Origin of the sequence: Halomonas sp. PA16-9, assembly GCF_009728585.1 — a bacterium.
In the GTDB taxonomy this organism is placed as follows: Bacteria; Pseudomonadota; Gammaproteobacteria; order Pseudomonadales; family Halomonadaceae; genus Vreelandella; species Vreelandella titanicae.
The window spans coordinates 3,389,139-3,415,876 of sequence record NZ_CP040451.1 but is presented as its reverse complement, the minus strand read 5'-3'; the positions used below and the strand labels follow the sequence as shown (position 1 = coordinate 3,415,876).

Here is a 26,738-nt window from a genome sequence, read left to right as displayed (position 1 = left end):
TTGCTATTTTTCAGTATCAAATAATTAAGTGTTACCCATTACAGGAGCGAAACAACGTATGAGCAATAAGGCCGTTATCAACACCAGCAAAGCCCCCGCGGCTATTGGTCCTTACTCCCAGGCCATTAAAGCGGGCAACACGGTTTATCTCTCTGGCCAGATCCCGCTGGATCCCGCGACCATGGCGATTGTGTCAGAGGATTTTGAAGCTCAGGCACGCCAAGTTTTCACCAACCTTCAGGCAGTGTGCGAAGAAGCAGCGGGTTCGCTAAGCGATATCGTGAAGCTGAATCTGTACCTGGTGGACTTGGATAACTTTGCGATTGTTAACCAAGTCATGGAGGAGTTCTTCACCGCTCCTTTCCCCGCCCGCGCCGCCGTTGGCGTCAAAGCACTACCCAAAGGCAGCCAGGTGGAAGCGGAAGCGGTGATGGTTATCGGTGACTAGGCTTTGTTTAGCTCTAGAAAGCCGCCCTCTTTGAGTACCTGTGCATAGCCTTCGCGGTAGCTGGGAAAGCGGAACTGATAACCAGTGCTCAATATGCGCTGGTTATCGCAGCGTTTGCTCGTTCGCCGACGTAAAGGGGACTGCATGGTCTCTGTGGCCTCTACTTTTAACTGCTCGGCCAGCCACATCATTACGTTATGCATGGTGACCGGTTCGCAGTCGCTGCCCAGGTAGATATCATCCAGCGTCTCACCGCGCTCCTGATAGCGAATCAGGTGGGCAATAATACCTGTGCAGTCGTCGCGGTGGATGCGATTGGAGTAGACCACAGGAGTGATCGCAGCCACGCGGCCTTCAGCAACCTGATGAATCAGTCGATCGCGGCCAGGGCCGTAAATGCCGGAAAAGCGAATCACCGTGCCCGGCAGGGGGTGATTGATCAGCGCCTGCTCAGCCTCGCACATTAGGGTGCCAGAGAAGCTAGTGGGGTCGGTGGGGCTCTCTTCGTTAACGACCTCGCCCTCCTGCTGGCCATGCACGCTAGTTGAAGAGACGAAAAACACCCTACGTGGAGGCGTTTTGTGCTGCTCCATCACGCTCAGCACGCGCTTTAAACCTTCCGGATAGGCGCTTTGATACGCGCTCTCTTCGAAACGGTCAGCGCTGACGGTATAGACCACATAGTCAGCCTGGGGCAGGCTTTTGGCATCGGCCTCTTCAAGGCTATCCAGATCTAACGCCAGCGGTGTAATGCCGGTGTCTTTTAAGGCTTCCACGTTGCGGCGTAGGCCAATCACTTGGTGCCCTTCCTCAAGCAGCTCGCGCCCAAGGTTGATCCCTAAATCGCCACAGCCGATAATCAGTACGGTTAGCTTCACCGTGCTCACTCCTCTTGATTAATATTCCCTATTAGATGCAAAGTCTCTACCAACGATGACATTGAACCGAGATATTGTCGGTTGAGAAGACCGACGGCAGAGCTTGCTTGTCCTTTTCCGTCTCGCTGACTGTCATGATGCAAGGCCTTGCATACATCACTTTACTTTTTTCATACAAGCCCTAGTCACGAGCTGCTACGAGAGGATGCCACTGGCACCGCTATGACTTTAACAGAACTTCGCTACATCGTAACCCTTGCCCAGGAGCGTCACTTTGGCCGTGCGGCGGAACGCTGCCACGTTTCACAGCCCACGCTCTCGGTGGCGGTGAAAAAGCTGGAAGAAGAGCTCGAAACGCCGCTCTTTGAGCGTTCCAAGTCCACCGTCCAAGTTACCCCGCTGGGTGAAAAAATCGTCGCCCAGGCCCAGCGTGTGCTGGAGCAGAGTAGCCTGATTTTTGAGCTCGCCAGTGCGGGTAAAGATCAGTTGGCCAACCCGCTGCGCATTGGGGCGATTTACACCATTGGGCCCTACCTGTTTCCTCATCTAGTGCCTGCCCTGGCGAACGCGGCCCCGCAAATGCCTCTTTATATTGAAGAGGGCATGACCGGTACGCTGCGCGCCAAGCTAAGAAGCGGTGAGCTGGATGTGATTATTGTGGCATTGCCGTTTACTGAAACCGATGTGGTCACCAAGCCAATCTACGACGAAGCCTTTGAAGTTCTCATTCCCGCTAACCACCCATGGGTCGAACGGGAAGCGATCAATAAAGAGGACTTACTCGAAGAGCGCCTGCTGCTGCTCGGCGAAGGACACTGTTTTCGGGATCAAATTCTGGAAGCCTGCCCGGCGATTACCCAAAAACTCAACAGCCCCAACAATACGCTGATCGCCGAAGGCGGGTCGCTGGAAACCATTCGCCATATGGTGGCCTCTCGATTAGGTATTACGGTGCTGCCGCAGTCTGCGCTGGGCACCGACCAGTATGAAAATGCCATGCTGGCCAGTCGGCCATTTGTGGAGCCAGCGCCGTCGCGCACCGTGGCGATCGCCTGGCGGGCGAGCTTTCCCCGTCCTAAGGCTATTGAGGCGCTGATTCAAGCGATCAGCCACTGCCGCCAACCTACTAAAGCCGTGAAAAGCGCCCTATGAGTGATCTTTCCGCGCCCATCACCGCGCTGAAGGGCGTAGGCGAAGCGCTGGCGCTGAAACTGGGTCGATTGGGTATCGAGCAGGTAAGCGACCTGTTGTTCCACCTGCCGCTGCGCTATCAGGATCGCACGCGGCTTACGCCTATTGGCCTGCTGCGTGCAGGTCAGGAGGCGGTGATAGAGGGCGAAGTGACCGCTTGCGACGTAGTCAAAGGGCGCCGCCGCAGCCTGCTGGTGCGCCTGCGTGATGCTAGCGGTATTTTGAGCCTGCGGTTTTTTCACTTCTCACCGGCCCAGCAGCAACAGATGCGCCCAGGTGCGACCGTGCGCGCCTTTGGCGAAGCGCGGGCTGGGGCGACCGGTTTAGAGATCTACCACCCGGAATACCGGCTCAGTGGCGGTAGTGAGACCCCGGTGGAGGAGTATTTCACGCCTATTTATCCCACCACCGAAGGGTTGAACCAGCCGCGGCTGCGTGCTCTGGCTCAGCAGGCGCTCGGTTTACTGGACAGCGCCCCCGAGGCCTTGCCCGATGTAATACCCGATGCCCTGCTTCAACGCTTTCAGTTGCCAGGCCTACACGCCAGCCTGCACTTGCTGCACCAGCCGCCTCCCGATGTGAATATAGAGCAGTTGACCAGTGGCCAGCACCCGGCCACTCGGCGGCTGGCGCTGGAAGAGCTGCTCGCCCACCAACTAAGCTTGCGCGAAGTTCGCCTGCGTATTCAGGCGGATGGCGCACCGACGCTACCCTCTGGGCGCAGTCTGCAGGCGCGCTTTTTGGCCCAATTACCGTTTGCCTTAACCGGTGCCCAGCGCCGCGTTCTGGAGGAGATCAGCCACGATTTAAGTCGCCCGGCACCGATGCTGCGGCTGATCCAGGGCGATGTCGGCTCGGGAAAAACCGTGGTCGCCGCCATGGCCGCGCTGAGCGCCCTGGCGGGCAACTGCCAGGCGGCGATCATGGCGCCGACTGAAATCCTCGCTGAGCAGCACTACCGCTCGTTTAAAGCCTGGTTTGAGCCGCTGGGGATCGAAGTGGCATGGCTGGCGGGCAAGCTCAAAGGCAAGGCGCGGCTGGATGCTAAAGCGGCGATTGCCGATGGGCGTGCGCGTATGGTGGTGGGCACTCACGCACTGTTTCAGGACGACGTGCACTTCCAGTGCCTGGGATTGGCGATCATTGACGAGCAGCACCGCTTTGGCGTGCATCAGCGCCTGGCGTTACGCGAGAAGGGCGAGGCGGGCGGGCTAACCCCACACCAGTTGATCATGACTGCCACGCCGATTCCGCGCACTTTGGCCATGAGCGCCTACGCGGATCTGGATGTTTCGGTGATCGACGAGCTACCCCCCGGCCGTACACCGGTAAAAACCGTGGTGGTGCCCGACGAACGCCGCCCTGAAGTGGTTGAGCGTATTCGGCTGGCCTGCAGCGAAGGTCGTCAGGCGTATTGGGTGTGCACGTTGATTGATGAATCCGAGGCGTTGCAGTGCCAGGCGGCCGAGGTTACCCGCGATGAGCTAACCATAGCGCTGCCCGAGTTGGCGGTGGGCTTGGTTCACGGGCGCATGAAGTCGAGCGAGAAAGCCGAGGTGATGACCGCCTTCAAAGCGGGGGAGCTGGATTTGCTGGTGGCTACCACGGTGATCGAGGTGGGAGTGGATGTACCCAACGCCAGCCTGATGATTATCGAAAACCCCGAGCGTCTGGGGCTTTCCCAACTGCACCAGCTGCGCGGCCGGGTAGGGCGTGGCGCACGGAAAGCTTCTGTGTGCTGCTCTACCATCCGCCGCTGTCGAAAAGCTCCCGCCAGCGCTTGGCGGTCATGCGCGAAACCACCGATGGCTTCCGCATCGCCGAGAAAGACCTGGAAATTCGCGGCCCCGGTGAAGTGCTCGGCACCCGCCAAACCGGCCTTGCGCAGATGAAAATCGCCGACCTGGAACGCGATGCCGACCTGCTAGAGCGGGTAACGGCCATGGCCCAAACGCTACAGGGCAGCCCAGACGTCACCGCTGTCCTGGTGCGCCGCTGGCTTGGCGAGGCGGCAGGGCGCTATGGGCAGGTGTAGTTAGCTTGGTTAGACGCTAGCGGTGCTTGGCGTATGCTCTTCACTTCCCACCAGACGATTCGCAGCTTCACCCAGCGGGGCGAGCTGCTCGGTAATAAGGCGTAGCTGGCTTTGGATAGGGCGGTAGAGCGTGACGGCTTTTTCATCTGCTGATAGCGCACTTTTCTCTTCTAGCTGGGCTAATAACTCGGCAGCTTGATCCGCTAGTGGCTCAACCGGCTGGCGCTGGTTTAATCGCTCGGCGATTTGTCCCAGCAGCTCACCAATACGTTTTGCTACCGGCACTAGCGTGGCATCGTCTTCATCGTCTGCCAACTGGTGGCGATGGGCGCCCAGTGCAGAGAGGTGGCTGAGTAGGGTATTGGAGAGCACCAGAAAGCGCAGTCCGTTGTCCGCGTCCAGTTTCCGGTAATGCCCCGGCTCATGGAGCATATTGGTGAGCAGGGTGGAGAGCGCTGCATCGGCGTTATGGGCATTGCGCCGCGCCAGGCGATAGGCCAAGTCATCCTGCTTGCCCTCCTCGTACTGGTGGATAATCTCCTCCAGGTAGCGGCGGTGGTTATTGAGCGCGTTGGCGGCTTCGCGATAAAGCCTGCGACCCTGCCAGTCGGGCAGAATAAAAAGCACCGCTAAGCCGGCGATGAGTGAGCCAAGCAGGGTATCGAGCAGCCGCGGTAGGATCAGGTTATAGCCGTCGCCTACCTGGTTGAAGCTGCACAGCACGAGCAGGGTGATAGAGGCAGTAGCGATTACATAGTGTTTTTCGCGGTTAGCGAAGAACGAGACCCCGGCGGCCACGGCTATCATGCTCTGCACCAGCGGGTGCGGAAAGAGGCTGATCGAAGCCCAGCCCACTACCAAGCCAAGTACCGTGCCCATTATCCGTTGGGACAAAAACCGCCGTGTGGTGGCAAAGTTGGGCCGGCAAACAAACAGCGTGGTCAACAGAATCCAAAAGCCCTGCTCGGGGTCGATCCACTGCATCAGCCCATAGCCGGTCGTGAGGGCAATGGAGAGCCGCACTGCATGGCGAAAAGTGGGGGAGCCGAGAGTAAAGTTTAGGCGCACCCGCTTCCACGCTTCCTGCAGACTCGACGGCGAGCGGTCATACAGCGAACTGTCGCGCCGCTCATCGCTGACGCCGGGGTTGTGGGCGCTGGCGAGCTGATTTTCCAGGGTGGCCAGGTTCTCTGCCAGCGCGCTCAATGGGTAAAGCAGTGGGCGCCACTCGGGCTTGCCACGGCCGCGCAGGTTCTCAATCGAGGCGTGCAGGTCAGCCAGCGCCTCTTCACTCTGCTGATGATCAAACGGTCTATTGAGTAGCAGCGATTTGGCTAGCTGACGGCAGGAGCGCCCTTGTTGATCCAGCAGCCGCTGGCAGCGAAACAGCACATCGTGGTGGAAAAAGGCTTTGCTGAGCGCGCTGTAGGGGTAATGGGTGGAGCTGGCGCGTTCGTGAATATCCTGGGCAATAAAGTAGATACGCAGGTAGCGGTTGAGTTTTTGGTCGCCGCGCTGGCCTTCAAGCCGCCTAAAAATCATCTCTTTGGCTTGATTGAGCGCAGCGACGACTTTGCCGTTCTGGCGCGCCAAGGCCACCCGGCGGGCTTCCACATCCACACCGCGCACCGGTTCAAACAGCGCCGATTTCAGTATCAGAAACTCACCCAGCGCTTTGTACACCCGTGCCATGCTCTGCTTGACCGGTTGGCGCGAAAACAGTGCGCACCACACCACCGAAATTAGCCCATACCACACCGCTCCAGCCAACAGCAGCAGTTGGCGCGCCGCCACGTCTTCATCCACCCCGCCGTGCTGCTCGATGTTGATCATCGAGTAGATCGAGAGTATTAGCGTGCCGGAAGCGATGGTGGCATAACGCTGTCCGATTGCTCCGAGCATAATCAGGCAAAAGGTCGAAAGCCCCAGGCCCACTACAAATAGCCACGGCCAGGGAAATAGCCACTGCACGATAAAGGAAGCTGACGTAAAACACACCAGCGTTACCAGCAGTGCCTGAAGACGGCCTTGCCAGCTGTCGTCAGTTTCAGACAGCGCGCAGGCGATAATGCCGAGAAAAAGCGGAATGACCAGCGCTACATCGCCCATTAAGCCGCTAAATAGCAACGCACCGCTGAACGCTATAAAAACGCGCAGACTGTAGGCGAATTTATCAAGAGTCCAAAGGCGCCGTAGCGGCAAAGATATGGGCATAAAAGCTCTTATAGATGGTTGTTAGACTTTAGTATAAATGCGTAGGCGTTGGATGTCGCTACTCAGCACTCAACGTTTGGGTGTTCTAAAAAATAGCGCACTAAAGCCCTATGATTGAAACAGTAACCTTTCGATACTCGGAGTGACTCTAAAAAAAACAGGGACACTCCTATGGATATCAAACTGCTGCTGGACTGGCGTCTTCACCTTACGGTGATTGTGACGTCGATGTTTGCCGAGTGGGTCGGCATCGTACGCATCCCCCTCGGGCCTGGAACACTGTTGTTATTACCGCTGCTCTATGCCTTTGTGATTGGCGTTCTGTTCAACCCTCATCTTTTTTCGGCAATGGGCAAAGTCATTCCCAAGCCGGTCAGCAATGCGGCGGGCCCGATTATTCTAATCGCCATCCTGCCGTTTATCGCCAAATTCGGTTCCACCATTGGCCCAGCGATCGAGCAGATCATCGCCGCCGGCCCTGCACTGATTCTCCAGGAATTGGGTAATCTGGGCACCATGCTCATAGCGCTCCCCTTTGCAGTATTAGTCCTCAAAATGGGACGTGAAGCGATCGGTGCCACTTACTCTATCGCCCGTGAGCCCAATATTGCCATTATTTCAGATCGTTACGGGCTGAGAAGCCCTGAAGGTATCGGTATTATGGGCGTTTACGTAGTGGGCACCATGTTCGGTACGCTCTATTTCGCCTTAATGGCGGGCTATATCGCCTCGCTGGATATTCTCGATATTCGTGCTTTGGCCATGGCCTGCGGGGTGGGCAGTGGCAGTATGGTGGCGGCGTGTTCAGCAGCTTTAGCTGAAGCGGTACCCGCATCCAAAGACGAACTACTCGCCTTTGCCGGGGCAAGCAACCTGCTTACCTACGCCACCGGTCTGTATATCTCGCTATTTATCGCGCTACCGATCACTGAGTGGATGTACAAGCGCTTAAAAGGCTCGCGCCAGGAGGTTAGCCATGAAAACTCATGAGAGCCCAATCGATCAGTTCGATGCTGAGGCGTTAAAAGAGCTACGTCCCGAAAATCAGCTAGGCAAAACCGCGTTGGTACTGGCGGCAGTGTGTGTGGCGGCGTGGTTTAGCAATATCGTCAACGGTTCACCTTTATTAGATGCGCTGCCCGGCATGTTGATTCTGTATGCCATGGTCATTATCGGCTTGGTGGTTGGGCGGTTTTGCCCTTTTTACCTGCCCAGCGTGGCCTGGGTGTCGCTGGTTAGTATTATCGCGACGCTGCCGTTCTTCCCGGGTAATGGGTGGATCATCGCACGGTTGGCCGAGGTGGATTTCCTGGCAGTGGTCACGCCGGTATTGGCCTACGCAGGGCTGGCGCTTACCGGTCGTGAGTTTGCCATGTTCAAGCAGACTGGCTGGAAGCTGGTGATTGTGGCCCTGCTGGTCTTTACCGGTACCTTTATTGGCTCTGCCGTTGTCGCCCACTTGATGCTTTAAGGACAAGACGATGACTGCTTCAGTGGACTTACCGGATTGCGCAGAACTAAAAACGTGGCGCCATGATTTCCACCAGCACCCGGAAACGGCTTTTGAAGAGCACCGCACCAGCGCACGCATTGCCGAGCTGCTGACTGAGTGGGGCTTTGAGGTAACCACCGGGATTGCCGGAACGGGTGTGGTAGCCGCTCTGGATGGTCAACAAGGTGAAGGTAAAACCATCGGCCTGCGGGCCGATATCGACGCCTTGGATATTCGCGAAGAGACTGCGCTTGCCTACGCGTCGCAAACGCCGGGCAAGATGCATGCCTGTGGCCACGATGGACACACTACCATGCTGTTGGGCGCTGCCTGGGCGTTAAAGCAGCAGCCGGATTTCAAAGGCCGGGTGGTGTTCATCTTTCAACCCGCCGAAGAGAACGCAGGCGGCGGGCGGGTGATGGTTGAAGAGGGGCTGTTTGAGCGCTTTCCCATGGATGCCGTGTACGGCTTGCATAACTGGCCGGGTCTGCCCGTAGGCGTGGCAGCGGTGCACGATACCGACGTCATGGCCGCCTTCGATGTCTTTAGCCTGACGCTGACTGGCAAGGGCTGCCATGCGGCGATGCCCCATTTAGGTACTGATACGGTGTTGGCGAGCTGCCAACTGATCAGCCAACTGCAAGGGCTGGTGAGCCGCGAAACGCCGCCAGACAAATCTGCCGTGCTGAGTATTACCAGTATTAACGCGGGGGATACCTTCAATGTGATTCCCGAACAGGTGGCGCTTCGCGGCACGCTGCGCTGTTTTGATATGGCGCTTAAAGAGCACTTGGAGGCACGCTTTAAGCAGGCGATTGCCAGCTTGGCGGAGTTTCACGGCTTAACCGTTGAGCTGGATTACCAGCGCTGCTATCCCGCCACTATCAATACCCCTGAACATGCCCAGCACTGCGCCTCGGTGCTGGAAAGCTTACTCGGCAGCGACAATGTGGTGCGCAACCCGCCGCCCAGTATGGCCTCTGAGGATTTCTCGTTCCTGCTGGCCGAGCGCCCAGGTGCCTATATCTGGATGGGCAATGGCGAGGAGTCCGCTTCGCTGCATAACCCCCGCTATGACTTTAACGACGCGTTGCTGCCGCTGGGCACGCGCTACTGGGTGGAGCTGGTAAGGGCGTTACTCGTCTAAATTCCTGACTTAATACACGTTATTCGCTCTCTGATGCCCTCTGGGTAGGGGAGCGTCTACCCGGAACATAGCGTCTTCATGACGTTTAAAGGAGCTTTACTATGTCTTTAGTCACCACCCCTTTATCGATTACCGTCATTGGTTTGGGGCAGATGGGCGGCAATATGGCGCTCACCCTCAAAGCAGCAGGGTTTGAAGTAACGGGTAGCGATGTATTTGAGCAAGCGCGATCGCGTCTTGCTGCTCAAGGACTAACCGTTGTGGCTCCCGAAGAATTACCCGCTAGCGACGTTTACCTGCTGTCGTTGCCCACCTCTGCCCATGTGCGTGAGGTGATCGAGCAATCGCCAGGCCTGCTTGACCTTGCGCCGAAAGGTAGCGTGATTGTCGATACCTCCACCAGTGACCCCGCCGTGACGCGTGAACTGGCCGAAAAAGTAACCGCAGCGGGCCTTCTATGGTTGGATGCCCCGGTCAGCGGCGGCCCGAAAGGAGCTGCCAGCGGCAAGCTAGGGATGCTGTTAGGAGGCGATGTCGCCACCATTGAGCGGGTATTGCCGATGCTGGAAGCCATGTCGGCCAAGCGTACCCATGTGGGCGGCCCGGGCAGCGGCCATGTGGTCAAGCTTGCCAATAACTACCTGTGTGCCGCGCACTTGTTAACCACCGCCGAAGCCGTTGCTATGGCAGTCAAGGCGGGCGTTGACCCCGCGGCCTGCTTGGCGGGCCTTAACAGTGGCTCGGGGCGCAGCGCGGTCAGCGAGGTGAACTTCCCAGAGTGGGTGTTGAGTGAGCGTTTTGACTCAGGCTTTACCACCGGTTTGATGCGTAAGGATTTACGTTTGGCCCGGGATGCCGCTGAGCAACTGGATATCCCCTCGCCGCTGTTACAAGCCGTGGTCGATGCCTGGCACGCGAACCCCGAACAACCAACCGATAGCGATGACTTTAACCATATCACCACGCCGATATTAGCGCGTGCCAGCCAGGCGGAGGAGCAGTAATGAACGCACTTAGCCAACATGCCCAAGATCACCTTGCCACGCTACTCGAAGGTTTTGGATTAACGGCCACCACGCTGCTGAGCAACTGGGTTGATGGCGGTTTAGTGGCGGGAGAGGGGGACGTGATCACCCTGACCAATCCAGCCACCGGCGAAACGCTGGTGAGCTATCGCGATGCGGGTGCTGGACTGATTAAGCGTGCTACCCAAGCGGCACAGCGAGGCCAACGCGAATGGATGGCGCTAACCGCCAGCGAGCGTGGACGGCGCATGAATGCCGCCATACGCGGCCTGGCGGGCCATGAAGAGGCGCTGGCTCAGCTGGAAAGTGTGGTGGCCGGTAAGCCGATTCGTGACTGCCGGGCTGAAGTAGGCAAAGTACGCGAGATGTTCGAGTACTACGCGGGGTGGTGCGACAAGCAGCATGGCGAAGTGATTCCAGTGCCTACCTCGCATCTTAACTATGTGCGCCATGTACCTTACGGCGTGGTGGGGCAGATTACCCCCTGGAATGCCCCGATGTTCACCTGTGCCTGGCAGTTAGCCCCTGCCATTGCGGCGGGCAATGGTGTGGTGCTAAAGCCTTCCGAACTGACGCCCTTTTCATCGGTGGTGATTGCCAAGCTACTTGAAAGCGGCGGACTTCCTAAAGGGCTGATCAATATCGTCAACGGGCTGGGCAAGTCGACCGGCGCAGCGCTGACCGACCACCCTGCCATCAGCAAACTGGTGTTCGTGGGCTCTCCCCAGAGTGGTCGCATGATTGCTGAAGCGGGCGCGAGGAGGTTGGTGCCCAGCGTGTTAGAGCTGGGGGGCAAATCCGCCAATATTGTGTTTGCCGATGCCAAGCTGGATGAAGCTGTCGCGGGTGCCCAGGCGGCCATTTTTGCCGCCGCCGGCCAGAGCTGTGTGGCGGGCTCGCGGCTGTTGATCGAGCGCCCGGTGTTTGAGCAAGTCACCAGCCGTTTGGCGCGGGCGGCGGAACAGATTTCGGTGGGCCTGCCTAACGATGAAGCGACCCGCATGGGGCCTTTGCAGAATCACCGCCAATTTGAGCAGGTCACACGCATGATCGACGCGGCGGTAGCCGCTGGCGCAACGTTGTTAACGGGCGGTAAACGGCCAGAGGGATTACCTACCGAGGCTCAGGGCTACTTTATCGCCCCTACCGTGCTGGTCGATGTCACGCCGGATATGGAGATTGCTCAACAAGAAGTGTTCGGTCCGGTGCTGGTGGCCATGGCCTTTGACAATGAAAATCAGGCCATTCAGCTCGCCAACGAGACCCGCTTTGGCTTGGCTGGCGCCGTTTGGAGCCAGGACGTAGCGCGAGCGCATCGCGTAGCTGGGCAACTGCGTGCTGGTACGGTATGGATCAATAGCTATAAGGCGATCAGCGTGATGTCACCGTTTGGTGGCTTTGGCGATAGCGGCTTCGGTCGCTCCAGCGGCTTGGATGGCCTGCGCGAATATACGGTGCCGCAAAGCGTCTGGGTGGAAACAGCCCCTGAAGCCAGTGTGGCGTTCGGTTACGGCAGTGGTGTTGGTTGATCGCTTACCGAGCCTGGGGCGCGAAACGCCTGCATCCAGCGCTGCAGGTGGCGTAGCAGCAGAATGCTGGCCTTGGGCTGTTGGCGGCCTACCCGCGTGACCATGTGGGCCTGGGAGCGCTGAAAAAGCGGATTATCTACCGGGCGCGCCACTAACGTGCCGAGCTCTAAATCGTGGGCGACGGCAAAGGCGGGTAGCAGTGTAATCCCCATACCGCTGCGCACATATTGGGCCAGAATCACCATTGAGTTGGTATTCATCGCCATGCGCGGGGCTATACGCGACTGCTGAAAGGCTTGGTCAACCATTTGACGCACCCCATGGGTAGTGTCCCACATGGCCATGGGCTGGTCGCTAAGCTGGGTAAGCGTGAGCGGCGCCGTTTGGCTGGTTAACGGGTGGTCGGGCGGCAGAATGGCCATGAGTGGCTGAGGAGTAGATGACCAGAAACGCAGCTGGGGATGGGTACGCTCATGGAACATCAAGCCGATATGACTGTGATCGCCGACAACAGCGTCAATAATGCCCGAGGTGCCTGCGGTATGGATATCGAGCTGAATGCCCGCATAGCGTTGGGTAAATTCATGCAGTGGGGAGGCTACTAGGTCACTGACAAACCCTTCTCCGACGGTAAGCGATATCTTGCCGGTTTCCATGCGTTGGTAGGATTCAAGTGACGCAATAAACCCTTCATCAAGGGCGCCGCGGCGCTCGCAGTACTCAAGCAGCATTTCGCCTACCGGAGTAGGCGAAATGCCGTCGCGCTGACGCTCCATAAGCGTCGCTCCCAAGGCTTCTTCCAGCAAAGCAATTTGCCGGCTTACCGCCGAGGGAGCAATATCCAAGCGCGCCGCTGCGCGGCGCACGGAGCCAGACTCAAGGGTAACGCGAAAGTAAACGAGGCGTTGATGAGGTATGTCCATCGATAGCTTTTATACCTCTACCTTGTTCAGCCTAAATTTATTTAATCTAAGCCGTTACCCTATGCCAATCGTAAACCGCTACAAATACTTGAGTAGTTTTTGCAGCTTATTCATATCGGCGGAATCACCCACTAAGCGCACGTCGCCGTTTATCATGCCGTCGAGAAAGGCCTGCTGTGTTGGCTTTTTGAGCACTTTCAAGGCGGTATTCTGATCACGGAAGCGTAGCTCAAGATCTAAGTCCACAGGCAGCCCTTTGCCGGTACTGATACTTTTCGGTGTCATCCGGTAGTGGCGGGCAATACTTAGATCTTCCGTGGCAATCCCCCAGTCCAGGCCGCGCATGCGTTCTAACTGTTCACGAAAGCGCGGCTTGCGGCGCAGGGCACGTTTGAGCAGTACGCCCAGTAGCCACAGCGTCAGCTTGAGCTTCATTAAGAAACGGCGTCCTTAAGTCCTTTGCCTGGCTTAAAGGCAACGTTTTTGCTGGCCGGAATCTGCAGCGGGGCACCGGTTTGCGGATTTTTGCCGGTACGTGCTGCGCGCTCACGTACCGTGAAGGTACCAAAACCAATCAAAGCGACATCTTCGCCCTTAGCAACGCTGTTGGTGATCTCATCCAGAATAACGTTCAGCACTTGGCCAGCTTTATCTTTGGATAGGTCGGCACTTTCAGCGATGGCTGCAGCGAGTTCAGGTTTGCGCATAAGGAATCTCCCCTTTTTAAAAGAAATCAAACATCAAACAAATGCATGTTGTTGGGTGCGTAGCCGATTAGGTTAACTTCTCTAGCCTAGTCGTGAACGCGACGAAAATCAGCCTAGCAGTGCAGGTGCTGCTCTGGAAAGCTCCACTTTCCTTCTCACGCAGCCGCCTGTCAACGCAAAACCAATCAAACGACCGTCTTTATTTTCAGCCAAGGCACTGATATCCCCGCCTTCGCCTTCAATTCGCCAGTGCTCAGGCGTGTTCGTTGGCGGGTAGGCCACCACTGGTAGCAGCGGCGTTTTAACCACTACCGGCCAAGCACCGAAGCTAACCGGCGTGGGCGCGCCTGAAAGGGTTGCCGCCAGCGCCTTAACGCTGGCTTGTAGTGGCTGCACGTACATGGCATTAACACCGTCTACGCAGGCTGCATCGCCTAGGGCGTAGATATTGGGGTGCGATGTACGCAACTGGCGGTCAACGACTATACCGCCAGGTGATACGTTTAAACCAGCCGATTCGGCAAGTGCTGTGCGAGGTGCAAGGCCGGTTGCCATCAACACGAGATCAGCGCTGACAGCGTCGCCGTTATCCAGACGTAATACGATATCTTCGCCGCTTTCGGCCGCTATCGAATCAATCGAACGTGCAAGGTGAAGATGGATACCTGCTTCGCTAAAGGCATCGCCTAGGGCGTTCCCTAAGGGCGGTGGCAGCAAGCGAGGAAGTAGGGTTCCTTCTGGGGCAATGAGGCTGACACGATGGCCGCCAGCGTGGAGGTCGTTGGCAAATTCACAGCCGACCAGCCCCGCGCCAACAATCGCCATCCGTGCAGGGCCATGGCCTAGCGCCGTGTGAAAGCGGCGGTAGTCATCCAGGTCGTTAATGGTAAAGCAGCGTGGGGCTACGCTGGGCTCAATGCTGAAGGGCGCCCGTGGTGCAGCGCCAGTGGCCAGTACCAGTGTGTCGTAGCCGAGCACCATGCCGTCTTCAAGCAGAATTGTTTGGTTATCCACATCCAGTGCGGTTACCTGGGTGTGGATAACCATTTGGGCATTTAGCTCTTCGCCCAGGTCAGTAGCGCTGCGCTGGGCTAATTGTTCGGGCGCGAGGCCCTTGGCGAAGCCGGTGGAGAGCAACGGCTTGCTGTAATCATCGCCGCTGTCAGCGCTCACCAGCGTGATTGAGCGTTGGTCGCCCAATCGGCGCAACGCCGGGCAAGGCCAACCCCTGCCATTCCAGTGCCAATAATCACCAGCGCAGCGTGAGAAGACGTTTTTGTGTTTGGGTGGCGGGCATGCAGACACCAAAAAAGTTGCTAAATAAGATTGCGAAAAAAGAAGCGCTAAACCGAGTCGTTAAAAAAGTTGCTGAAACAAAAGCCTTTCAGTGCCCATGTTACACTAGCCAACCCGTTAATTGCCCTGGAGAACTCGGTGACGGCTGCTGCTTTTCGGCAAACTCCTCTATTTTCCCGCTGGCGCCCGATTGATGCGGCGCGCCCGGCGATGAGTGCTTCCTGGTGGCAGTGGGTTGCCTCCACCGACTCGTTAACCGCCCGCTTAATGGTCGCAGGTGGCGAGAAGCCGTTTCGAGTACGACTGCTGCGCCAGGGGGTTGGTTGGCCGCGCCAGGATGAGGCTCAGGCGCTGGGCATTGGTGCCAAGCGTTACGCCTGGCTGCGGGAAGTGGCGCTGTGCTTAGATGGAACGCCATGGGTGGTGGCGCGCTCGGTCGCCCCGCTCTCACAGGTAAAGGGCCAACGGCTAGAGTGCTTGGGCGAGCGCTCGCTAGGTAGTTGGCTATTTCGCCAGCCGGGTTTAGTGCGTGGGCCATTGGAAGTAACGACGCATCCCCCCCAGTTTGCTAGCGTCAACGGCATACAGGAAGGCTGTGCCTGGGGAAGGCGCTCTGTTTTTTATCACGGCTGTAAGCACGGCAGTCTGTCATTATTAGTGCAAGAGTATTTTTTGACGGCGATGGCGGATGATCTTGGCCTGCCTTCGCGCTAGGCTAGCGCCTGCATCTTATTCTTCGTGAGGTAAGCATGGATCGTTCACTGTTGCGGCCGAAGGGATGGGCTCGCGTGGCAGATTTTTTACAGCTGATGCGCTTGAATCGGCCGATAGGCACATGGCTTTTGATGTGGCCGACGCTGTGGGCATTATGGGTGGCTGCGGAAGGTGTACCAGGGCGAAATGTGCTGCTGATTTTTGTGGCCGGCGTTTATGTGATGCGCGCTGCGGGCTGCGTGGTCAATGACTATGCGGATCGCCACTTCGATGGGCATGTGAAACGCACAAAACAACGTCCGCTAGCGACGGGCCGTATCAGCGAAACCGAAGCTCAACTGCTGTTTATCGCCCTTGTGGCCGCTGCGTTTATTCTGGTATTACTGACCAACTGGTTTACGGTGCTGCTCTCGCTGGGCGGGGTGCTGCTGGCGATTATTTATCCGTTTATGAAGCGCTATACCCACTTTCCTCAGGTGGTGCTGGGCGCGGCTTTTTCCTGGGCAATTCCGATGGCTTTTGGCGCCGTGCTCGGCCACGTGCCGCTGGAAGCATGGCTGCTATTCTGCGCTAATGTGTGCTGGACAGTGGCCTACGATACCCAGTACGCCATGGTCGATCGCGACGACGATTTAAAAATTGGCATTAAATCGACGGCCGTGCTGTTTGGAAATGCGGATCGTTTGATTATCGGCTTACTCCAGCTAGCCACCCTGGGGTTGCTGGCTTGGGTAGGCTGGCGGGTTGGTTTAGGTGGTTTCTTCTGGTTAGGGCTAGCGGCAATGGCAGCGACTTTTCTGCATCAGCAGCGCTTAATTCGCGACCAGGAGCGGGATGCCTGCTTCCAGGCGTTTCTCAATAATCACTGGTCGGGACTGCTGATTTTTGCCGGTATCGCGCTAAGTTGGTGGCCTGCGGCTGGCTGATCGAGGCGATTGTCATGTAATTGTCATCAAGTCATGGTGTTATCGTCACTGACATGTCATTGATCTGTTTATCTTTGAACTGTTTTTCTTTGAACTAGTTTCTTTGAACACCGTGAGGCTCTGGTATGACCGCCAAGACCGTTCTGATTGTCGATGATGAGGCGTCAATTCGCGAGATGATCGCGGTAGCGCTGGAAATGGCTGACTATCGCGTGCTCGAAGCGGATAACGCCCAGGATGCCCATGCCATGGTGGTCGACCACCAACCCGATTTACTGCTGCTGGACTGGATGATGCCCGGCACTAGCGGTATTGAGCTGGCGAGACGCCTAAAACGTGAAGAAACCACCGCTGAAATCCCGATTATTATGCTCACCGCGAAAGGCGAAGAGGATAATAAAATTCAAGGGCTTGAAGCCGGTGCCGATGATTATATCACCAAGCCTTTTTCACCCCGGGAATTGGTGGCACGGCTAAAAGCGGTGCTGCGCCGTGCGACGCCACGTGGCGTTGAAGACCCGATTGAGATTAACGGCCTGCTGCTTGATCCGGTGAGCCACCGGGTAAGTGCCCACGGCAAAGCGCTGGAAATGGGCCCCACCGAGTACCGTTTGCTGCAGTTTTTTATGACTCACCAAGAGCGCGCTTACACACGTAGCCAGCTGCTTGACCAAGTGTGGGGCGGCAATGTTTACGTTGAAGAGCGCACGGTCGATGTGCATATCCGCCGCTTGCGTAAAGCGCTGGGTGACGTGCATCAAAACCTGATCCAAACGGTTCGGGGTACCGGTTACCGTTTCTCTGCACGGGTGTAAATGTGCGTTTATGGAGTCGTGAGCTGTGGCGAATAGCGTGGCTGGCCACGCTGGGCACTTGCTTGGGCTGGCTGTTGGGCTCGGCTGGGCTGGGGCTCGCAGCAGGGCTTGCGGGATGCCTGTTTTACCACTTACGACAGTTACGCGAACTCTATTTGTGGCTCACCCTCCACCCTAACGATGAACCGCCTGCCGCTCGCGGGATGTGGGGCGAGCTATTCGATCGTTTATACCGCTATCAAAAAAGTCAGCGCATCACCCAAAGCCGTCTGCGGGCTACTTTGGCACGTATTCAAGAGTCGTCTGAAGCAATGCGTGATAGCGTGGTCATGCTTGATCGCCACGGTGATTTGGAGTGGTGGAACAGCGCCGCCACCGCCATGCTGGGGCTACAAACCGCCCATGATCGTGGTCAACACATTACCAACCTACTGCGCGACCCGGGCTTTATCAGCTATTTTAATGCGCGTAACTACAGTGAGCCGTTAACGCTCACCTCACCGATTGATGAACGGCGAATCCTGCAGTATCAAATTACCCTCTACGGTGACGACGAACGCTTAGTGATGGCTCGCGATATCACCCGCTTGCATCGTCTTGAGCAGATGCGGCGCGACTTTGTCGCCAACGTTTCCCATGAGTTACGTACGCCGCTGACCGTTCTCTCCGGCTATTTGGAAACCTACAGTGATATCTCCGACCAGCTTCCGCCGCGCTTGGGACGTAGTATTCAGCAAATGCAGGAACAGACCCAGCGGATGCAGAATCTGGTCAACGATTTATTGCTGCTCTCGCGTTTGGAAATTGACCAGGGCGGCCAAGATCATCATCCACTGCCACTCGAGCCTTTACTGCAAAGCGTTTGTGATGATGCGCTGGCCCTATCGCATCAACGTCATACCATTACCGTCGCCCTTGAGAGCGATGCCCGACTGTTAGGCAGTGAACAGGAGATTCGCAGCGCCGTCTCTAACCTTGCCTTTAATGCGGTTCGCTACACGCCTGCTGGCAGCCAAATCACCCTGCGCTGGAAAGCTAGCGCTACTGGTGGCGGCTATATCGATGTGGAAGATAACGGTGAAGGGATTGATCCCGTTCATATTCCCCGACTAACAGAACGCTTTTACCGGGTTGATAAGGGGCGCAGCACTGCGACTGGCGGCACAGGTTTAGGCTTGGCGATCGTTAAGCACGTGCTGTTGCGCCACGATGCGCAACTACAAATTGAGTCCCTTCCCGGCAAGGGTGCGTTGTTTCGCTGCGCCCTTCCCCCCCTCGCGTCTTGTTTAATTTAGCAAGTCATTCCATCGCATAATATTTGTAACAATGTGCAATATTGGCATGCAAGGTTGGTAAAGCTTTACCCATGTGCCATTTTTACACAGCTCAAAGCGTTGTGGTGACTCAGTTGATGCCTTTTTGGCATAACTTATTTTTAAGTAAGAGTTTGATTTTGTTGTTTTTATTTATATTCTTCAGTTTTTTGGCATGCCTTCTGCAGAGTACAGATTGAAGGAAGATGACCGCAGGAATTGCTGGCTTCTCAGTAAGCCTTTCTTTCTTCATTAAGCGGTACTAAACAGCGATCGGAGGTAGGATATGACGTCCAAGGATTTTCTCAAGAAAGCTGGCATTTTAGGTGTATCTTTTGGTCTGATGGCAAGCCCATTAGCTTTTGCACAAACTGATGAAAATTCGGCGATTGACGAAAACCAAGGTATTACCGCTGACGAGCAACCGATGGATTCCCAAGGTACCGGTAGTTCAACTGGCAGTGATACAACAGACATGACTGACGATTTAACCCATGACGAAGGTGATGGTGCCAGCGACATGGATCCGCAATCAAGCAGTCACTCAGACGATGCTGAGTATGACAAGGATGAGCTTGTAGAAGAAAATGGCGGTAGCTAATTATCTATGACCTTTTAGATATCATTAAAAGCTTTTCAGAGAATGAATAAGCGATTAACAGGATGTTACAAAAGCAAGAATGCTTTTAAGATTCACGGATGAATCAGTAGGCAATCAGAACACTAGTCAGGGTTAATTCCAAGGTTGGAGCCCCGCACAAGGAGTGGAAGCTAGCGTTAGTTATTACCTATAGCCAATTCTGATATCGGGCCCCGCAATGCGGGGCCTAATTTTTGCTGCCTACTTTTTATCTCGCTTATTCCCCCGCTACTTTCTCCCCTATCTTTTCCGCCGATCTTTCTTTGCGCCTCTCTATCCAATGCCATGTTTTGTTTTTTATGAATTGATGCCGTAGCGCTTTGTTGGCATCGAGCCTTTTATTTTGCTGAGTGTGTCATAAAGGCACAGACAGTTTTGCGCATGTGTCATTAGTGCACATGTAATTAGCGTGCTTTTGTTTTTAGCGGCGTATAATTGTGCGCAATGTATTTATTTTAAATTATTGATTTATATAAGTATTTTATTTTTATAAGAGAGTTGGCATTACATATGCTCTCTAGAGGTAGTGAAGCTAGCCGCAGTGAGATCTGGCCAGAGAGCCCTTCTCACTTCACTTCAGCGGTATCAAACGGTCACCAGGAGTAAATAGTATGTTTAACGATTTTGTTAAAAAAGCAGCCGTCGTAGGTCTCTCTTTTGGTTTGCTGGCAAGCCCGCTTGCCTTTGCCCATATGTCCATCGAAGCAAATCAAGATTTGACCGTTGACGATGAGCCTATTCAAGCTCAATCACATCATACCTCGGGTCAGGCTAAATTTAGCCCCTCTGATTTGATGTATGACGAAGGCGACCGCCCTCGAGTCATCAAGGCAGAGTCGCATCACACTAGCGCTCAAGCGGAGTACACAGCAAAAGATTTGACCCAAGACGTAGGTGATGGAAACGTTTGGTAACAAAAATTTGCAATTCTGAAGAAATATATTACGATTAACACGTGAGCTAAACACGCGAAAGCGTGTCACACCGATACGGATGCATATCGATTCAAGGAATGAATCAAACGACAATCAGAGCGTTGGTCAGGGTTAAATTCCAAGGTTGGAGCAGCCCCGCAAAAGGAAAGGAAGCTAGCGCTAGTCATTGTCAAAGTCTTGTGTCCTTAGACCCTGCTGATGCGGGGTCTGATTTTTTGTGGCATCCAACACCTCTCCCACACTATTCTTGTTTTAGTTTAAGGTACGGCTTTCTAGCGGAGCCTAATTTCATTGCGTCGCTATTTATACACTGCCCATCATCAGCCTGCCGGTGGGTTATGTCTCAGGCATCCGGTCTCACAATCATTTTGACCGTAAAGGGTGAGCTAACTTTTTTGACGCCTAATATGCAACGCAAAGCGTAATAGCCGTTCTAATCATCGATGAACGGAATCCATGGATAATGAGGAGAACATCTTGCTGTTAAAAGAAATGAGCCAAAAAGTCGCCATAGTAGGTATTGCTTTTGGTTTGGTCGCGAGCCCCATGGCGATGGCGCACTCATCTATTGAACTGAACCAAGACCGCACCGCTGGTCAGGATGTCATTAACAAACCTGAGTCGCATGCAGCTTCCAAACCATCTCATGTCTCTGCGGGCGACTTGAACCGTGACGAAGCTGATAGCTTGGACTTTTCGCCTTCCAGTAGCCGTCCTTCTACGGCTGAAAAAGGGCCTACTTCTCGCCAAGAGGGTTACACTCCTGGAGAACTCAACCGGGATGAAGGTGATAGCACCGACTGGTAAATAATAGGATAAGTGTAACTGCTAATGTAAGCGTTACTCGCTAAAAACCCCGCTTTGGTGGGGTTTTTGCTATGTGTTAAAAGCCAACGACATCAGTGGTGATGCCCATCAGCAGCTTCGCTACCGTCTTGGGCGCTCTGTATCCAGACCTCGATGTCTACGTCACCTTGTTCAGCGAAGGTGAGCGTGAGGGGAAACCGCTCACCCTCCTTCAGCGGCTCGGTTAAGCCAATCAGCATTAAGTGAAAGCCGCCACCAGGGCGCATGGTATAAGTCTCCCCTGCCTCGACACGAATCTCGTCCACATGCCGCATCTGCATCATATCGCCGTCCATTTGCATATCGTGCAGCTCAACGTTGCTGCTCGCAGAACTGCTCGCGCCAACCAGAGTGACGGGGCCTGAAACGGCGGTGATATCAAGGTAGGCGGCACCGTTTACCGCACCCGGTGGGGTTGGGGTAGCGAAGGGGTGCGCAATGCGAAGAGTCTCTGTTTTTACGTCGTGGGCTAACGCCATAGATGTCATCGAAATAGACATAGCGCCAATCAAGAGTACGCCACCCAGCCAAGCCATCGGTTTTATCATGCGGTGATTCCTTTGTTGTTGATTGAGCCCAGGATAGACGAACAAAACATAAAGGTAGCAAAGTGACGTAGCCTGGGTAATAGGCGCCTACTGCGGTGTAATGCCACGTGCATCGCCACGTTTGTCGCTACGTACGTCTCTATAGTGGTCGTCCCACAGCAGTACGGCACCCGCAACGGCGCCGGGAATCAAAAACAGGTTGGCCAGCGGAATCCAGGTAATTAAGGTCACTAACCCCCCAAAGGTGAGGCTTTGCCACCAGCGCTTAGAGAGCCGTTGGCGCATATCGGCAAACGTTACTTTGTTGTTATCCATTGGGTAGTCTAGATAAGTGATTGCCATCACCCAGGCAGAAAACAGTGCCCAGAGTAGCGGAGCAACTATATTGACGCCTGGAATCCAGCTAAGCACAAATAGGCCTGCGGCACGAGGCAGAATATAGGCGAGCTTAACAAACTCGCGTCCCACAGCATCGATGGCTGTTTTGGTCAGGTTTCGGTCATCAATGGGTTCGCGGCCAGTGGCTTGGATTTCAACTTTGGCGGCTAAAAAGCCGTAAAAAGGGGCTGCAATCAAGCTGGTAACCAGCGTGAAGGTAAAAAACACCACCACCAACAGGCTAATCACAAACAGGGGCCAGATAAGCCAGGATAACCAGTCAAGCCAAGCGGGTACCATGCCCATCCAATGGGCGAGCCAGCCATCAAAACGGTTGAGCACAAAGCTGAACATGCTCACGTAGACAATCAGGTTGACCAGAATAGGCAGAAAAACATAGCGGCGCATACCCGGTTGATACACACAGCGTGTACCTCGGCTAAGCGCAGTGACAGCATCCAGCATTTAGGTGAGCTCCTCGTGATTCCAACGTCCAGGCTGCGTGGCAGCCTGGACGTATTGCAGGAGGAAAGCCCCATCAGGTCAAGACTTTTTTGGCACCTGTGGTTCCAGTTCATCGGTGTCGCTATGGCGAATATCCAAACCTTTGACGAGATAGACCACGTACTCAGCAAGGTTATCGGCGTGGTCGCCTACCCGCTCCAGCGCGCGCAGTACCCACATGATGCTGAGTACTGACGTAATAGAGCGTGAGTCTTCCATCATAAAGGTCATTAATGAGCGCATAGCGCTGCTGTACTCGTCATCCACCAGTTCGTCTTCGCGTACGACCTGCATAGCCAGGTCGGTATCAAAGCGGGCAAAGGCGGTGAGCGCATCGCGCAGCATTTTACGTACGTGCTCGCTAATGTGACGCACCTCCACCAGGCCACGAATGGTGCTAGAACTTTCGCTCAGGAGCAGGGCGTTGCGGGCGATTTTACTGGCTTCATCACCAATGCGCTCTAAGTCTGAGGTGGCGCGGATGACGGCCAGCACCAGACGCAAATCGGAAGCAGCAGGCTGGCGGCGCGCCAGTACGCGGGTGCATTCGTCGTCGATTTGCAGCTGCAGGTCGTTGACTTGGCGGTCATTGTCACGCACCTGCTCGGCTAACCGGGTGTCTCCTTCCAGTAGGGCAAAGACAGCGTCCTGCACTTGTTTTTCCACCAGACCGCCCATGGCCATCAGGTGGGTTTTCAGCTCTTCCAGCTCCTGGTTGAACTGGCGAGAGATATGCTGGCTGTGAGAGTCGCTAGTAATATCCATGGAGCACTCCTGACGGTTCAGTTGCTAAGGCCTAGGTGATACGGCCGGTGATGTAGTTTTCAGTGCGTTGCAAACGGGGGTTGGTGAAGACCTGATCGGTAGGGCCGTATTCAACCAGCTCCCCTTGATGCAAAAAGGCGGTGTAATCCGATACGCGCGCCGCTTGTTGCATATTGTGGGTGACCAGGATCAGCGTCAGCTCCGACTTGAGGTTACGGATCAACTCCTCAATTTTGAGGGTTGAAATTGGGTCTAGAGCTGATGCTGGCTCATCAAGCAGTAGCACGTCGGGTTGTACTGCTAAGGTACGGGCGATCACCAGACGCTGCTGCTGGCCACCGGAAAGCTGCCAAGCGGAACGGTGTAGGCGGTCTTTCACTTCATCCCACAGAGCGGCGGAAGTTAGCGCCCACTCAATAATGTCGTCCCTTTTGCGCTTGGGCATGCGCTGTTGCAGTCGTAGCCCAAAGGCCACGTTTTCATAGATCGACATAGGGAAGGGGTTGGGCGTTTGAAACACCATCCCGACACGCCGCCGCAGCTCAGTCACATTCATTTGCGGGTCATGAATATCCTGCCCTTCCAGCGTGATTTGGCCGCTGTGGGTGACTGACTCATTAAGATCGTGCAAACGGTTAATTGCCCGTAACAACGTCGACTTACCGCAACCTGACGGGCCGATAAAGGCCGTTACACGATGCCGGGGAACACTGAGGGTTAACTCGCGCAACGCCTCTTTCCCCGCGTAGGCGAGGCTAAAGTGATCGATACTCAGGCAGCTGTGCTCGGACGAAAAGTGCGCCACTGGTGCCTGAGAGGTATTGGCTGAATGTAATGACGCTAGCATTCGTTTCCCCGTTGACGCCTAAGATAATGACGCAGAAATATGGCAGTTAGGTTAAGCACCAGCACAATTAACACTAAAAGTAGCGCTGTGGCGTAAACCAGCGGTATGGCAGCCTGCACATCTTCGCCGTGAAAGGCGGTATCAAATAAATGATAGCCAAGGTGCATGAACTTGCGCTCTAAATGTAGGTAAGGAAACTCACCATCGATGGGCATTTGAGGCGCCAGCTTAGCGACGCCAACCAGCATTAGCGGCGCTACTTCGCCGGCCGCGCGAGCTACCGCTAAAATGACGCCTGTCAGCATGGCGGGGGCCGCCATGGGCAGTACAATGCGGGTGAGCATCTCTAAGCGCGTGGCGCCGAGCGCCACGGCGCCTTCCCGCTGCGCCTCGGGAATCCGCGCCAGCCCCTCTTCTGTTGCCACAATCACCACTGGTAGGGTCAGCAGTGCCAGGGTGAGCGACGCCCATAACAGGCCGCCGGTGCCAAAGGTGGGCGAAGGTAGGGTATCGCTGAAAAACCACTCATCCAGCGAGCCGCCGATGCCGTACACAAACACCCCCAAACCAAATACGCCATACACAATCGACGGAACGCCCGCCAGATTGCGCACACCAATACGTACCAGCCGGGTCAGCCGCCCCTGGTGAGCGATTTCATTGAGATAAATAGCGGCCAGCACCCCAAACGGGGTCACCATCACCGACATTAAAATCACCATCAGCACCGTGCCAAATATCGCGGGCCAGACGCCACCGTCGGTATTGGCGGCCCGTGGGCCCTCACTCAGAAACCGCCAAACCGCATCCCCCAGGCGAGCGTTTTCTGCCACACGCTCATGGCATTGGGAGCCTGAGCGCTCGCCACGCTGGCCAGCGGTTGGCGCAGGGTTTGGCCGTCCACGGTGGTAAGCAGCAGTTGGCTATCCTGGCGTTGGCTGGCGGGAAGTACCAATAAAGCGTTTAATCGCTGCCAGGCAGCGTCTCCCTCCCAGCGTTGATCATGCTGCTCAATGGCCACCAAACGGCCAATAAAGTCACCCCAGGGGCTGCGATCAAGACGAATCAAATCGTCTGGCTGGGCGCGCTCGGCAATGTCATCAATCGCCACCCAGCGCCAGCGAACGCCCTCTATATCCTGGTTGCCGGTAAAGTAGAGGCGTTCATCCCCAGCTCGCTGGGGTAGCGCGACTTCGCGCACAGCTTGACCAGCAAAGGTTTCACCCGAGTCAAGGGTGACCTCTTCCAGCGTAGCGGGCCAAAAGTGCCCTAGCCCGCGTACCAGCAGTAGCGCGAGTAAGGCGCCCAGCATCAGCAGGGAGAGCGCTACGCTGGCTGCGCAAAGCCAGGGCCATACATCATTTACCCGGCTAAAACGACGGCGGCGAGAGGCGGTGTGGGTCGCAGAGTTCATCATGTGCCCCCCATCTGGCGGAAGCGGCGGCGTAAGCGTTGGCGGACGACCTCGGCAAGGGTGTTGACCAGAAACGTGAAGATAAACAGCACCAGTGCGGCCAAGATCAGCAGATGGTAGGTCTGGCCACCGGGTGACGCTTCAGGCAGCTCAATGGCGATAGCCGCGGCCATGGAGCGCATGCCTTCGAAGGGGCTGGCGCTAAACAGAGCCGTATTACCGCTGGCCATAAGCACTATCATGGTTTCGCCCACCGCCCGGCCCGCACCGATCATTATCGCCGAGAAGATACCTGGGCCCGCTGCCACCAGCGCCACTTTCCATAGCGCCTGCCAGCGGCTGGCCCCCATCGCCTGGGCGCCCTCGATTAAGCTGGCAGGCACATCGGCGAGCGCGTCTTCTGCCAGTGAATAGATGCTGGGAATAACGGCAAAGCCCATGGCAATGCCGACAATCAGTGCGTTACGGGTGGCGTAATCCATGCCATAGCGCTGGTCGAGTAACTGGCGTAAATCACCGCCTAACCACTGCTGCTCCATCCAGGGCGCGAGCCATAGTGCTATCGCCACCATTACAGAGAGCCAGGGAACTAGCCAGAGACCCGCCCAAGAGAGCGGTAAACGGCGGCGTAGGCGTGTTTTGGCCCACTGCCAGAGTAAGCCGGCAAGCGCTGCGCTAAGCGGCAGCCAAATGATCAGCACCAAAGCGCTGGCGAGATGGCGTTCTACCCAAGGTGCCAAAATAAGCCCGGCAATAAAGCCCACCACCACACCGGGGATCGCCTCCATCATTTCGAGCGCGGGCTTGATCCGCGAGCGCAGGCGCGCTGACATAAACAGCGCGGAGTAGATGGCGGCCCCCAAGGCCACGGGAATGGCGAACAGCAGTGCGGCTAGGGCGGCTTTGAGCGTGCCCCACGCCAGGGGAGAGAGCTTAGCCAGCGCTAAGGTATCGCCAATCGCCAGCAGCGGCAGGGTTTCCCATACCAAAAAGACACCGATAGCCAGGATTGCCAACAGCACACCTATGCCGCCAGCGGTGATTAAACCGGTGGCCATGCGGTCTTGCAGCAGCCTAAGCGGCTGTCGAGTAGAGGTTAACCGAGGTAGGGTCATGTGGATATCATGGCAAAACCGAGGTGATCATAGCGCTGACCAATAGGTAGTGAAAAACCAGGATGTGGTGAAAAACAGTACATAGACAGGATC

Annotated in this window: 24 protein-coding genes and 3 pseudogenes; 15 read left to right on the top strand and 12 right to left on the bottom strand. The window is 55.9% G+C overall.

The window, feature by feature from the left end; translation table 11 throughout:
• Positions 1-58: 58 nt before the first annotated feature.
• Positions 59-448 carry a RidA family protein gene (locus FDY98_RS15955; RefSeq protein ID WP_022521094.1) on the top strand — a complete coding sequence of 130 codons (390 nt, stop codon included), beginning with the start codon at positions 59-61 and terminating at the stop codon, positions 446-448.
• Here the strand turns inward: FDY98_RS15955 and FDY98_RS15950 are convergent.
• The gene (locus tag FDY98_RS15950) at positions 445-1,326 is read right to left on the bottom strand and encodes an SDR family oxidoreductase (RefSeq protein ID WP_022521095.1); all 882 of its coding nucleotides are present in this window, start codon (positions 1,324-1,326) and stop codon (positions 445-447) included. The two genes, FDY98_RS15955 and FDY98_RS15950, sit on opposite strands and share 4 nt — an antisense overlap.
• A 222-nt stretch (positions 1,327-1,548) precedes the next feature.
• Between FDY98_RS15950 and FDY98_RS15945 the strand changes: the two genes are divergently transcribed.
• Positions 1,549-2,478, top strand: coding sequence for a hydrogen peroxide-inducible genes activator (locus FDY98_RS15945; protein WP_022521096.1), 930 nt, complete (start codon positions 1,549-1,551; stop codon positions 2,476-2,478).
• Positions 2,475-4,552 (top strand): annotated as a pseudogene (recG, locus tag FDY98_RS15940) (ATP-dependent DNA helicase RecG). Before FDY98_RS15945 ends, recG begins: the two are co-directional and overlap by 4 nt.
• A gap of 9 nt (positions 4,553-4,561) precedes the next feature.
• Here recG and yccS read toward each other — a convergent pair.
• Entirely contained in the window at positions 4,562-6,766 is a 2,205-nt protein-coding gene (gene yccS / locus FDY98_RS15935) for a YccS family putative transporter (RefSeq protein WP_022521098.1), read from the bottom strand.
• A 171-nt stretch (positions 6,767-6,937) separates the two neighbouring features.
• Here yccS and FDY98_RS15930 point away from each other — a divergent pair, with 171 nt between their 5' ends.
• The 5 genes from FDY98_RS15930 to FDY98_RS15910 all read left to right on the top strand — a co-directional run bounded on the left by FDY98_RS15930 (position 6,938) and on the right by FDY98_RS15910 (position 11,959).
• Positions 6,938-7,756: a DUF3100 domain-containing protein gene (locus FDY98_RS15930; protein WP_027958724.1), complete on the top strand. Its 819-nt coding sequence runs from the start codon at positions 6,938-6,940 to the stop codon at positions 7,754-7,756.
• Positions 7,743-8,237: an ABC transporter ATP-binding protein gene (locus FDY98_RS15925; protein WP_027958723.1), complete on the top strand. Its 495-nt coding sequence runs from the start codon at positions 7,743-7,745 to the stop codon at positions 8,235-8,237. The genes FDY98_RS15930 and FDY98_RS15925 overlap by 14 nt, the downstream gene beginning before the upstream one ends.
• 10 nt (positions 8,238-8,247) lie before the next feature.
• On the top strand, positions 8,248-9,405 hold the full coding sequence (locus tag FDY98_RS15920) for a M20 aminoacylase family protein (protein WP_027958722.1): 1,158 nt from the start codon (positions 8,248-8,250) through the stop codon (positions 9,403-9,405).
• Between the two features lie 101 nt (positions 9,406-9,506).
• Positions 9,507-10,409, top strand: coding sequence for an NAD(P)-dependent oxidoreductase (locus FDY98_RS15915; protein ID WP_009286303.1), 903 nt, complete (start codon positions 9,507-9,509; stop codon positions 10,407-10,409).
• On the top strand, positions 10,409-11,959 hold the full coding sequence (locus FDY98_RS15910; protein WP_022521102.1) for an aldehyde dehydrogenase family protein: 1,551 nt from the start codon (positions 10,409-10,411) through the stop codon (positions 11,957-11,959). The genes FDY98_RS15915 and FDY98_RS15910 overlap by 1 nt, the downstream gene beginning before the upstream one ends.
• On the opposite strand, the gene FDY98_RS15905 is transcribed toward FDY98_RS15910, so the two are convergent.
• From FDY98_RS15905 to FDY98_RS15890, 4 genes and pseudogenes are all read right to left on the bottom strand, one after another.
• Positions 11,938-12,882, bottom strand: a complete 945-nt coding sequence (locus FDY98_RS15905; protein WP_009286301.1) for a LysR family transcriptional regulator — start codon at positions 12,880-12,882, stop codon at positions 11,938-11,940. The two genes, FDY98_RS15910 and FDY98_RS15905, sit on opposite strands and share 22 nt — an antisense overlap.
• Positions 12,883-12,960: 78 nt before the next feature.
• Positions 12,961-13,317, bottom strand: coding sequence for a hypothetical protein (locus FDY98_RS15900; RefSeq protein WP_022521104.1), 357 nt, complete (start codon positions 13,315-13,317; stop codon positions 12,961-12,963).
• On the bottom strand, positions 13,317-13,589 hold the full coding sequence (locus FDY98_RS15895) for an HU family DNA-binding protein (RefSeq protein WP_007112276.1): 273 nt from the start codon (positions 13,587-13,589) through the stop codon (positions 13,317-13,319). The genes FDY98_RS15900 and FDY98_RS15895 overlap by 1 nt, the downstream gene beginning before the upstream one ends.
• A 108-nt stretch (positions 13,590-13,697) precedes the next feature.
• Positions 13,698-14,824, bottom strand: a pseudogene (locus FDY98_RS15890) (NAD(P)/FAD-dependent oxidoreductase).
• A 199-nt stretch (positions 14,825-15,023) separates the two neighbouring features.
• Between FDY98_RS15890 and FDY98_RS15885 the strand changes: the two are divergent.
• From FDY98_RS15885 to FDY98_RS15855, 7 genes are all read left to right on the top strand, one after another.
• A complete protein-coding gene (locus FDY98_RS15885; RefSeq protein ID WP_035538082.1) occupies positions 15,024-15,599 on the top strand; it encodes a chorismate--pyruvate lyase family protein in 576 nt (191 codons plus the stop codon).
• 35 nt (positions 15,600-15,634) lie between these two features.
• Complete coding sequence (ubiA, locus tag FDY98_RS15880; RefSeq protein ID WP_022521108.1) at positions 15,635-16,525, top strand: 4-hydroxybenzoate octaprenyltransferase; 891 nt, start codon at positions 15,635-15,637, stop codon at positions 16,523-16,525.
• Between the two features lie 125 nt (positions 16,526-16,650).
• A complete protein-coding gene (phoB, locus tag FDY98_RS15875) occupies positions 16,651-17,340 on the top strand; it encodes a phosphate regulon transcriptional regulator PhoB (RefSeq protein WP_009286297.1) in 690 nt (229 codons plus the stop codon).
• A 2-nt stretch (positions 17,341-17,342) separates the two neighbouring features.
• Positions 17,343-18,635 (top strand): phosphate regulon sensor histidine kinase PhoR, encoded by a 1,293-nt coding sequence (phoR, locus tag FDY98_RS15870; protein WP_155705950.1) that lies wholly within the window; start codon positions 17,343-17,345, stop codon positions 18,633-18,635.
• 304 nt (positions 18,636-18,939) lie between these two features.
• Positions 18,940-19,254 (top strand): hypothetical protein, encoded by a 315-nt coding sequence (locus FDY98_RS15865; protein ID WP_022521110.1) that lies wholly within the window; start codon positions 18,940-18,942, stop codon positions 19,252-19,254.
• A gap of 650 nt (positions 19,255-19,904) precedes the next feature.
• Complete coding sequence (locus FDY98_RS15860; RefSeq protein WP_022521111.1) at positions 19,905-20,207, top strand: hypothetical protein; 303 nt, start codon at positions 19,905-19,907, stop codon at positions 20,205-20,207.
• 477 nt (positions 20,208-20,684) lie between these two features.
• Positions 20,685-21,035, top strand: a complete 351-nt coding sequence (locus FDY98_RS15855; RefSeq protein ID WP_022521112.1) for a hypothetical protein — start codon at positions 20,685-20,687, stop codon at positions 21,033-21,035.
• 92 nt (positions 21,036-21,127) lie between these two features.
• Here FDY98_RS15855 and FDY98_RS15850 read toward each other — a convergent pair whose 3' ends face one another.
• The 6 genes and pseudogenes from FDY98_RS15850 to FDY98_RS15825 all read right to left on the bottom strand — a co-directional run bounded on the left by FDY98_RS15850 (position 21,128) and on the right by FDY98_RS15825 (position 26,645).
• Complete coding sequence (locus FDY98_RS15850; RefSeq protein ID WP_022521113.1) at positions 21,128-21,622, bottom strand: copper chaperone PCu(A)C; 495 nt, start codon at positions 21,620-21,622, stop codon at positions 21,128-21,130.
• Between the two features lie 87 nt (positions 21,623-21,709).
• Positions 21,710-22,465, bottom strand: a complete 756-nt coding sequence (cysZ, locus tag FDY98_RS15845) for a sulfate transporter CysZ (protein WP_009286295.1) — start codon at positions 22,463-22,465, stop codon at positions 21,710-21,712.
• A 78-nt stretch (positions 22,466-22,543) separates the two neighbouring features.
• Positions 22,544-23,269, bottom strand: a complete 726-nt coding sequence (phoU, locus tag FDY98_RS15840; RefSeq protein ID WP_009286294.1) for a phosphate signaling complex protein PhoU — start codon at positions 23,267-23,269, stop codon at positions 22,544-22,546.
• 31 nt (positions 23,270-23,300) lie between these two features.
• The gene (gene pstB, locus FDY98_RS15835; protein ID WP_009286293.1) at positions 23,301-24,116 is read right to left on the bottom strand and encodes a phosphate ABC transporter ATP-binding protein PstB; all 816 of its coding nucleotides are present in this window, start codon (positions 24,114-24,116) and stop codon (positions 23,301-23,303) included.
• Positions 24,110-25,533, bottom strand: a pseudogene (gene pstA, locus FDY98_RS15830) (phosphate ABC transporter permease PstA). The gene pstB and the pseudogene pstA overlap by 7 nt, the downstream one beginning before the upstream one ends.
• Positions 25,530-26,645 carry an ABC transporter permease subunit gene (locus tag FDY98_RS15825; RefSeq protein WP_022521115.1) on the bottom strand — a complete coding sequence of 372 codons (1,116 nt, stop codon included), beginning with the start codon at positions 26,643-26,645 and terminating at the stop codon, positions 25,530-25,532. The pseudogene pstA and the gene FDY98_RS15825 overlap by 4 nt, the downstream one beginning before the upstream one ends.
• Positions 26,646-26,738 lie beyond the last annotated feature (93 nt).

Coding starts and splice junctions, on each gene's coding strand:
- FDY98_RS15955 (WP_022521094.1), top strand. CDS start 59: ATGAGCAATAAGGCCGTTATCAACACCAGCAAAGCCCCCGCGGCTATT.
- FDY98_RS15945 (WP_022521096.1), top strand. CDS start 1,549: ATGACTTTAACAGAACTTCGCTACATCGTAACCCTTGCCCAGGAGCGT.
- yccS (WP_022521098.1), bottom strand. CDS start 6,766: ATGCCCATATCTTTGCCGCTACGGCGCCTTTGGACTCTTGATAAATTC.
- FDY98_RS15930 (WP_027958724.1), top strand. CDS start 6,938: ATGGATATCAAACTGCTGCTGGACTGGCGTCTTCACCTTACGGTGATT.
- FDY98_RS15925 (WP_027958723.1), top strand. CDS start 7,743: ATGAAAACTCATGAGAGCCCAATCGATCAGTTCGATGCTGAGGCGTTA.
- FDY98_RS15920 (WP_027958722.1), top strand. CDS start 8,248: ATGACTGCTTCAGTGGACTTACCGGATTGCGCAGAACTAAAAACGTGG.
- FDY98_RS15915 (WP_009286303.1), top strand. CDS start 9,507: ATGTCTTTAGTCACCACCCCTTTATCGATTACCGTCATTGGTTTGGGG.
- FDY98_RS15910 (WP_022521102.1), top strand. CDS start 10,409: ATGAACGCACTTAGCCAACATGCCCAAGATCACCTTGCCACGCTACTC.
- FDY98_RS15905 (WP_009286301.1), bottom strand. CDS start 12,882: ATGGACATACCTCATCAACGCCTCGTTTACTTTCGCGTTACCCTTGAG.
- FDY98_RS15900 (WP_022521104.1), bottom strand. CDS start 13,317: ATGAAGCTCAAGCTGACGCTGTGGCTACTGGGCGTACTGCTCAAACGT.
- FDY98_RS15895 (WP_007112276.1), bottom strand. CDS start 13,589: ATGCGCAAACCTGAACTCGCTGCAGCCATCGCTGAAAGTGCCGACCTA.
- ubiA (WP_022521108.1), top strand. CDS start 15,635: ATGGATCGTTCACTGTTGCGGCCGAAGGGATGGGCTCGCGTGGCAGAT.
- phoB (WP_009286297.1), top strand. CDS start 16,651: ATGACCGCCAAGACCGTTCTGATTGTCGATGATGAGGCGTCAATTCGC.
- FDY98_RS15865 (WP_022521110.1), top strand. CDS start 18,940: ATGACGTCCAAGGATTTTCTCAAGAAAGCTGGCATTTTAGGTGTATCT.
- FDY98_RS15860 (WP_022521111.1), top strand. CDS start 19,905: ATGTTTAACGATTTTGTTAAAAAAGCAGCCGTCGTAGGTCTCTCTTTT.
- FDY98_RS15855 (WP_022521112.1), top strand. CDS start 20,685: ATGGATAATGAGGAGAACATCTTGCTGTTAAAAGAAATGAGCCAAAAA.
- FDY98_RS15850 (WP_022521113.1), bottom strand. CDS start 21,622: ATGATAAAACCGATGGCTTGGCTGGGTGGCGTACTCTTGATTGGCGCT.
- cysZ (WP_009286295.1), bottom strand. CDS start 22,465: ATGCTGGATGCTGTCACTGCGCTTAGCCGAGGTACACGCTGTGTGTAT.
- phoU (WP_009286294.1), bottom strand. CDS start 23,269: ATGGATATTACTAGCGACTCTCACAGCCAGCATATCTCTCGCCAGTTC.
- pstB (WP_009286293.1), bottom strand. CDS start 24,116: ATGCTAGCGTCATTACATTCAGCCAATACCTCTCAGGCACCAGTGGCG.
- FDY98_RS15825 (WP_022521115.1), bottom strand. CDS start 26,645: ATGACCCTACCTCGGTTAACCTCTACTCGACAGCCGCTTAGGCTGCTG.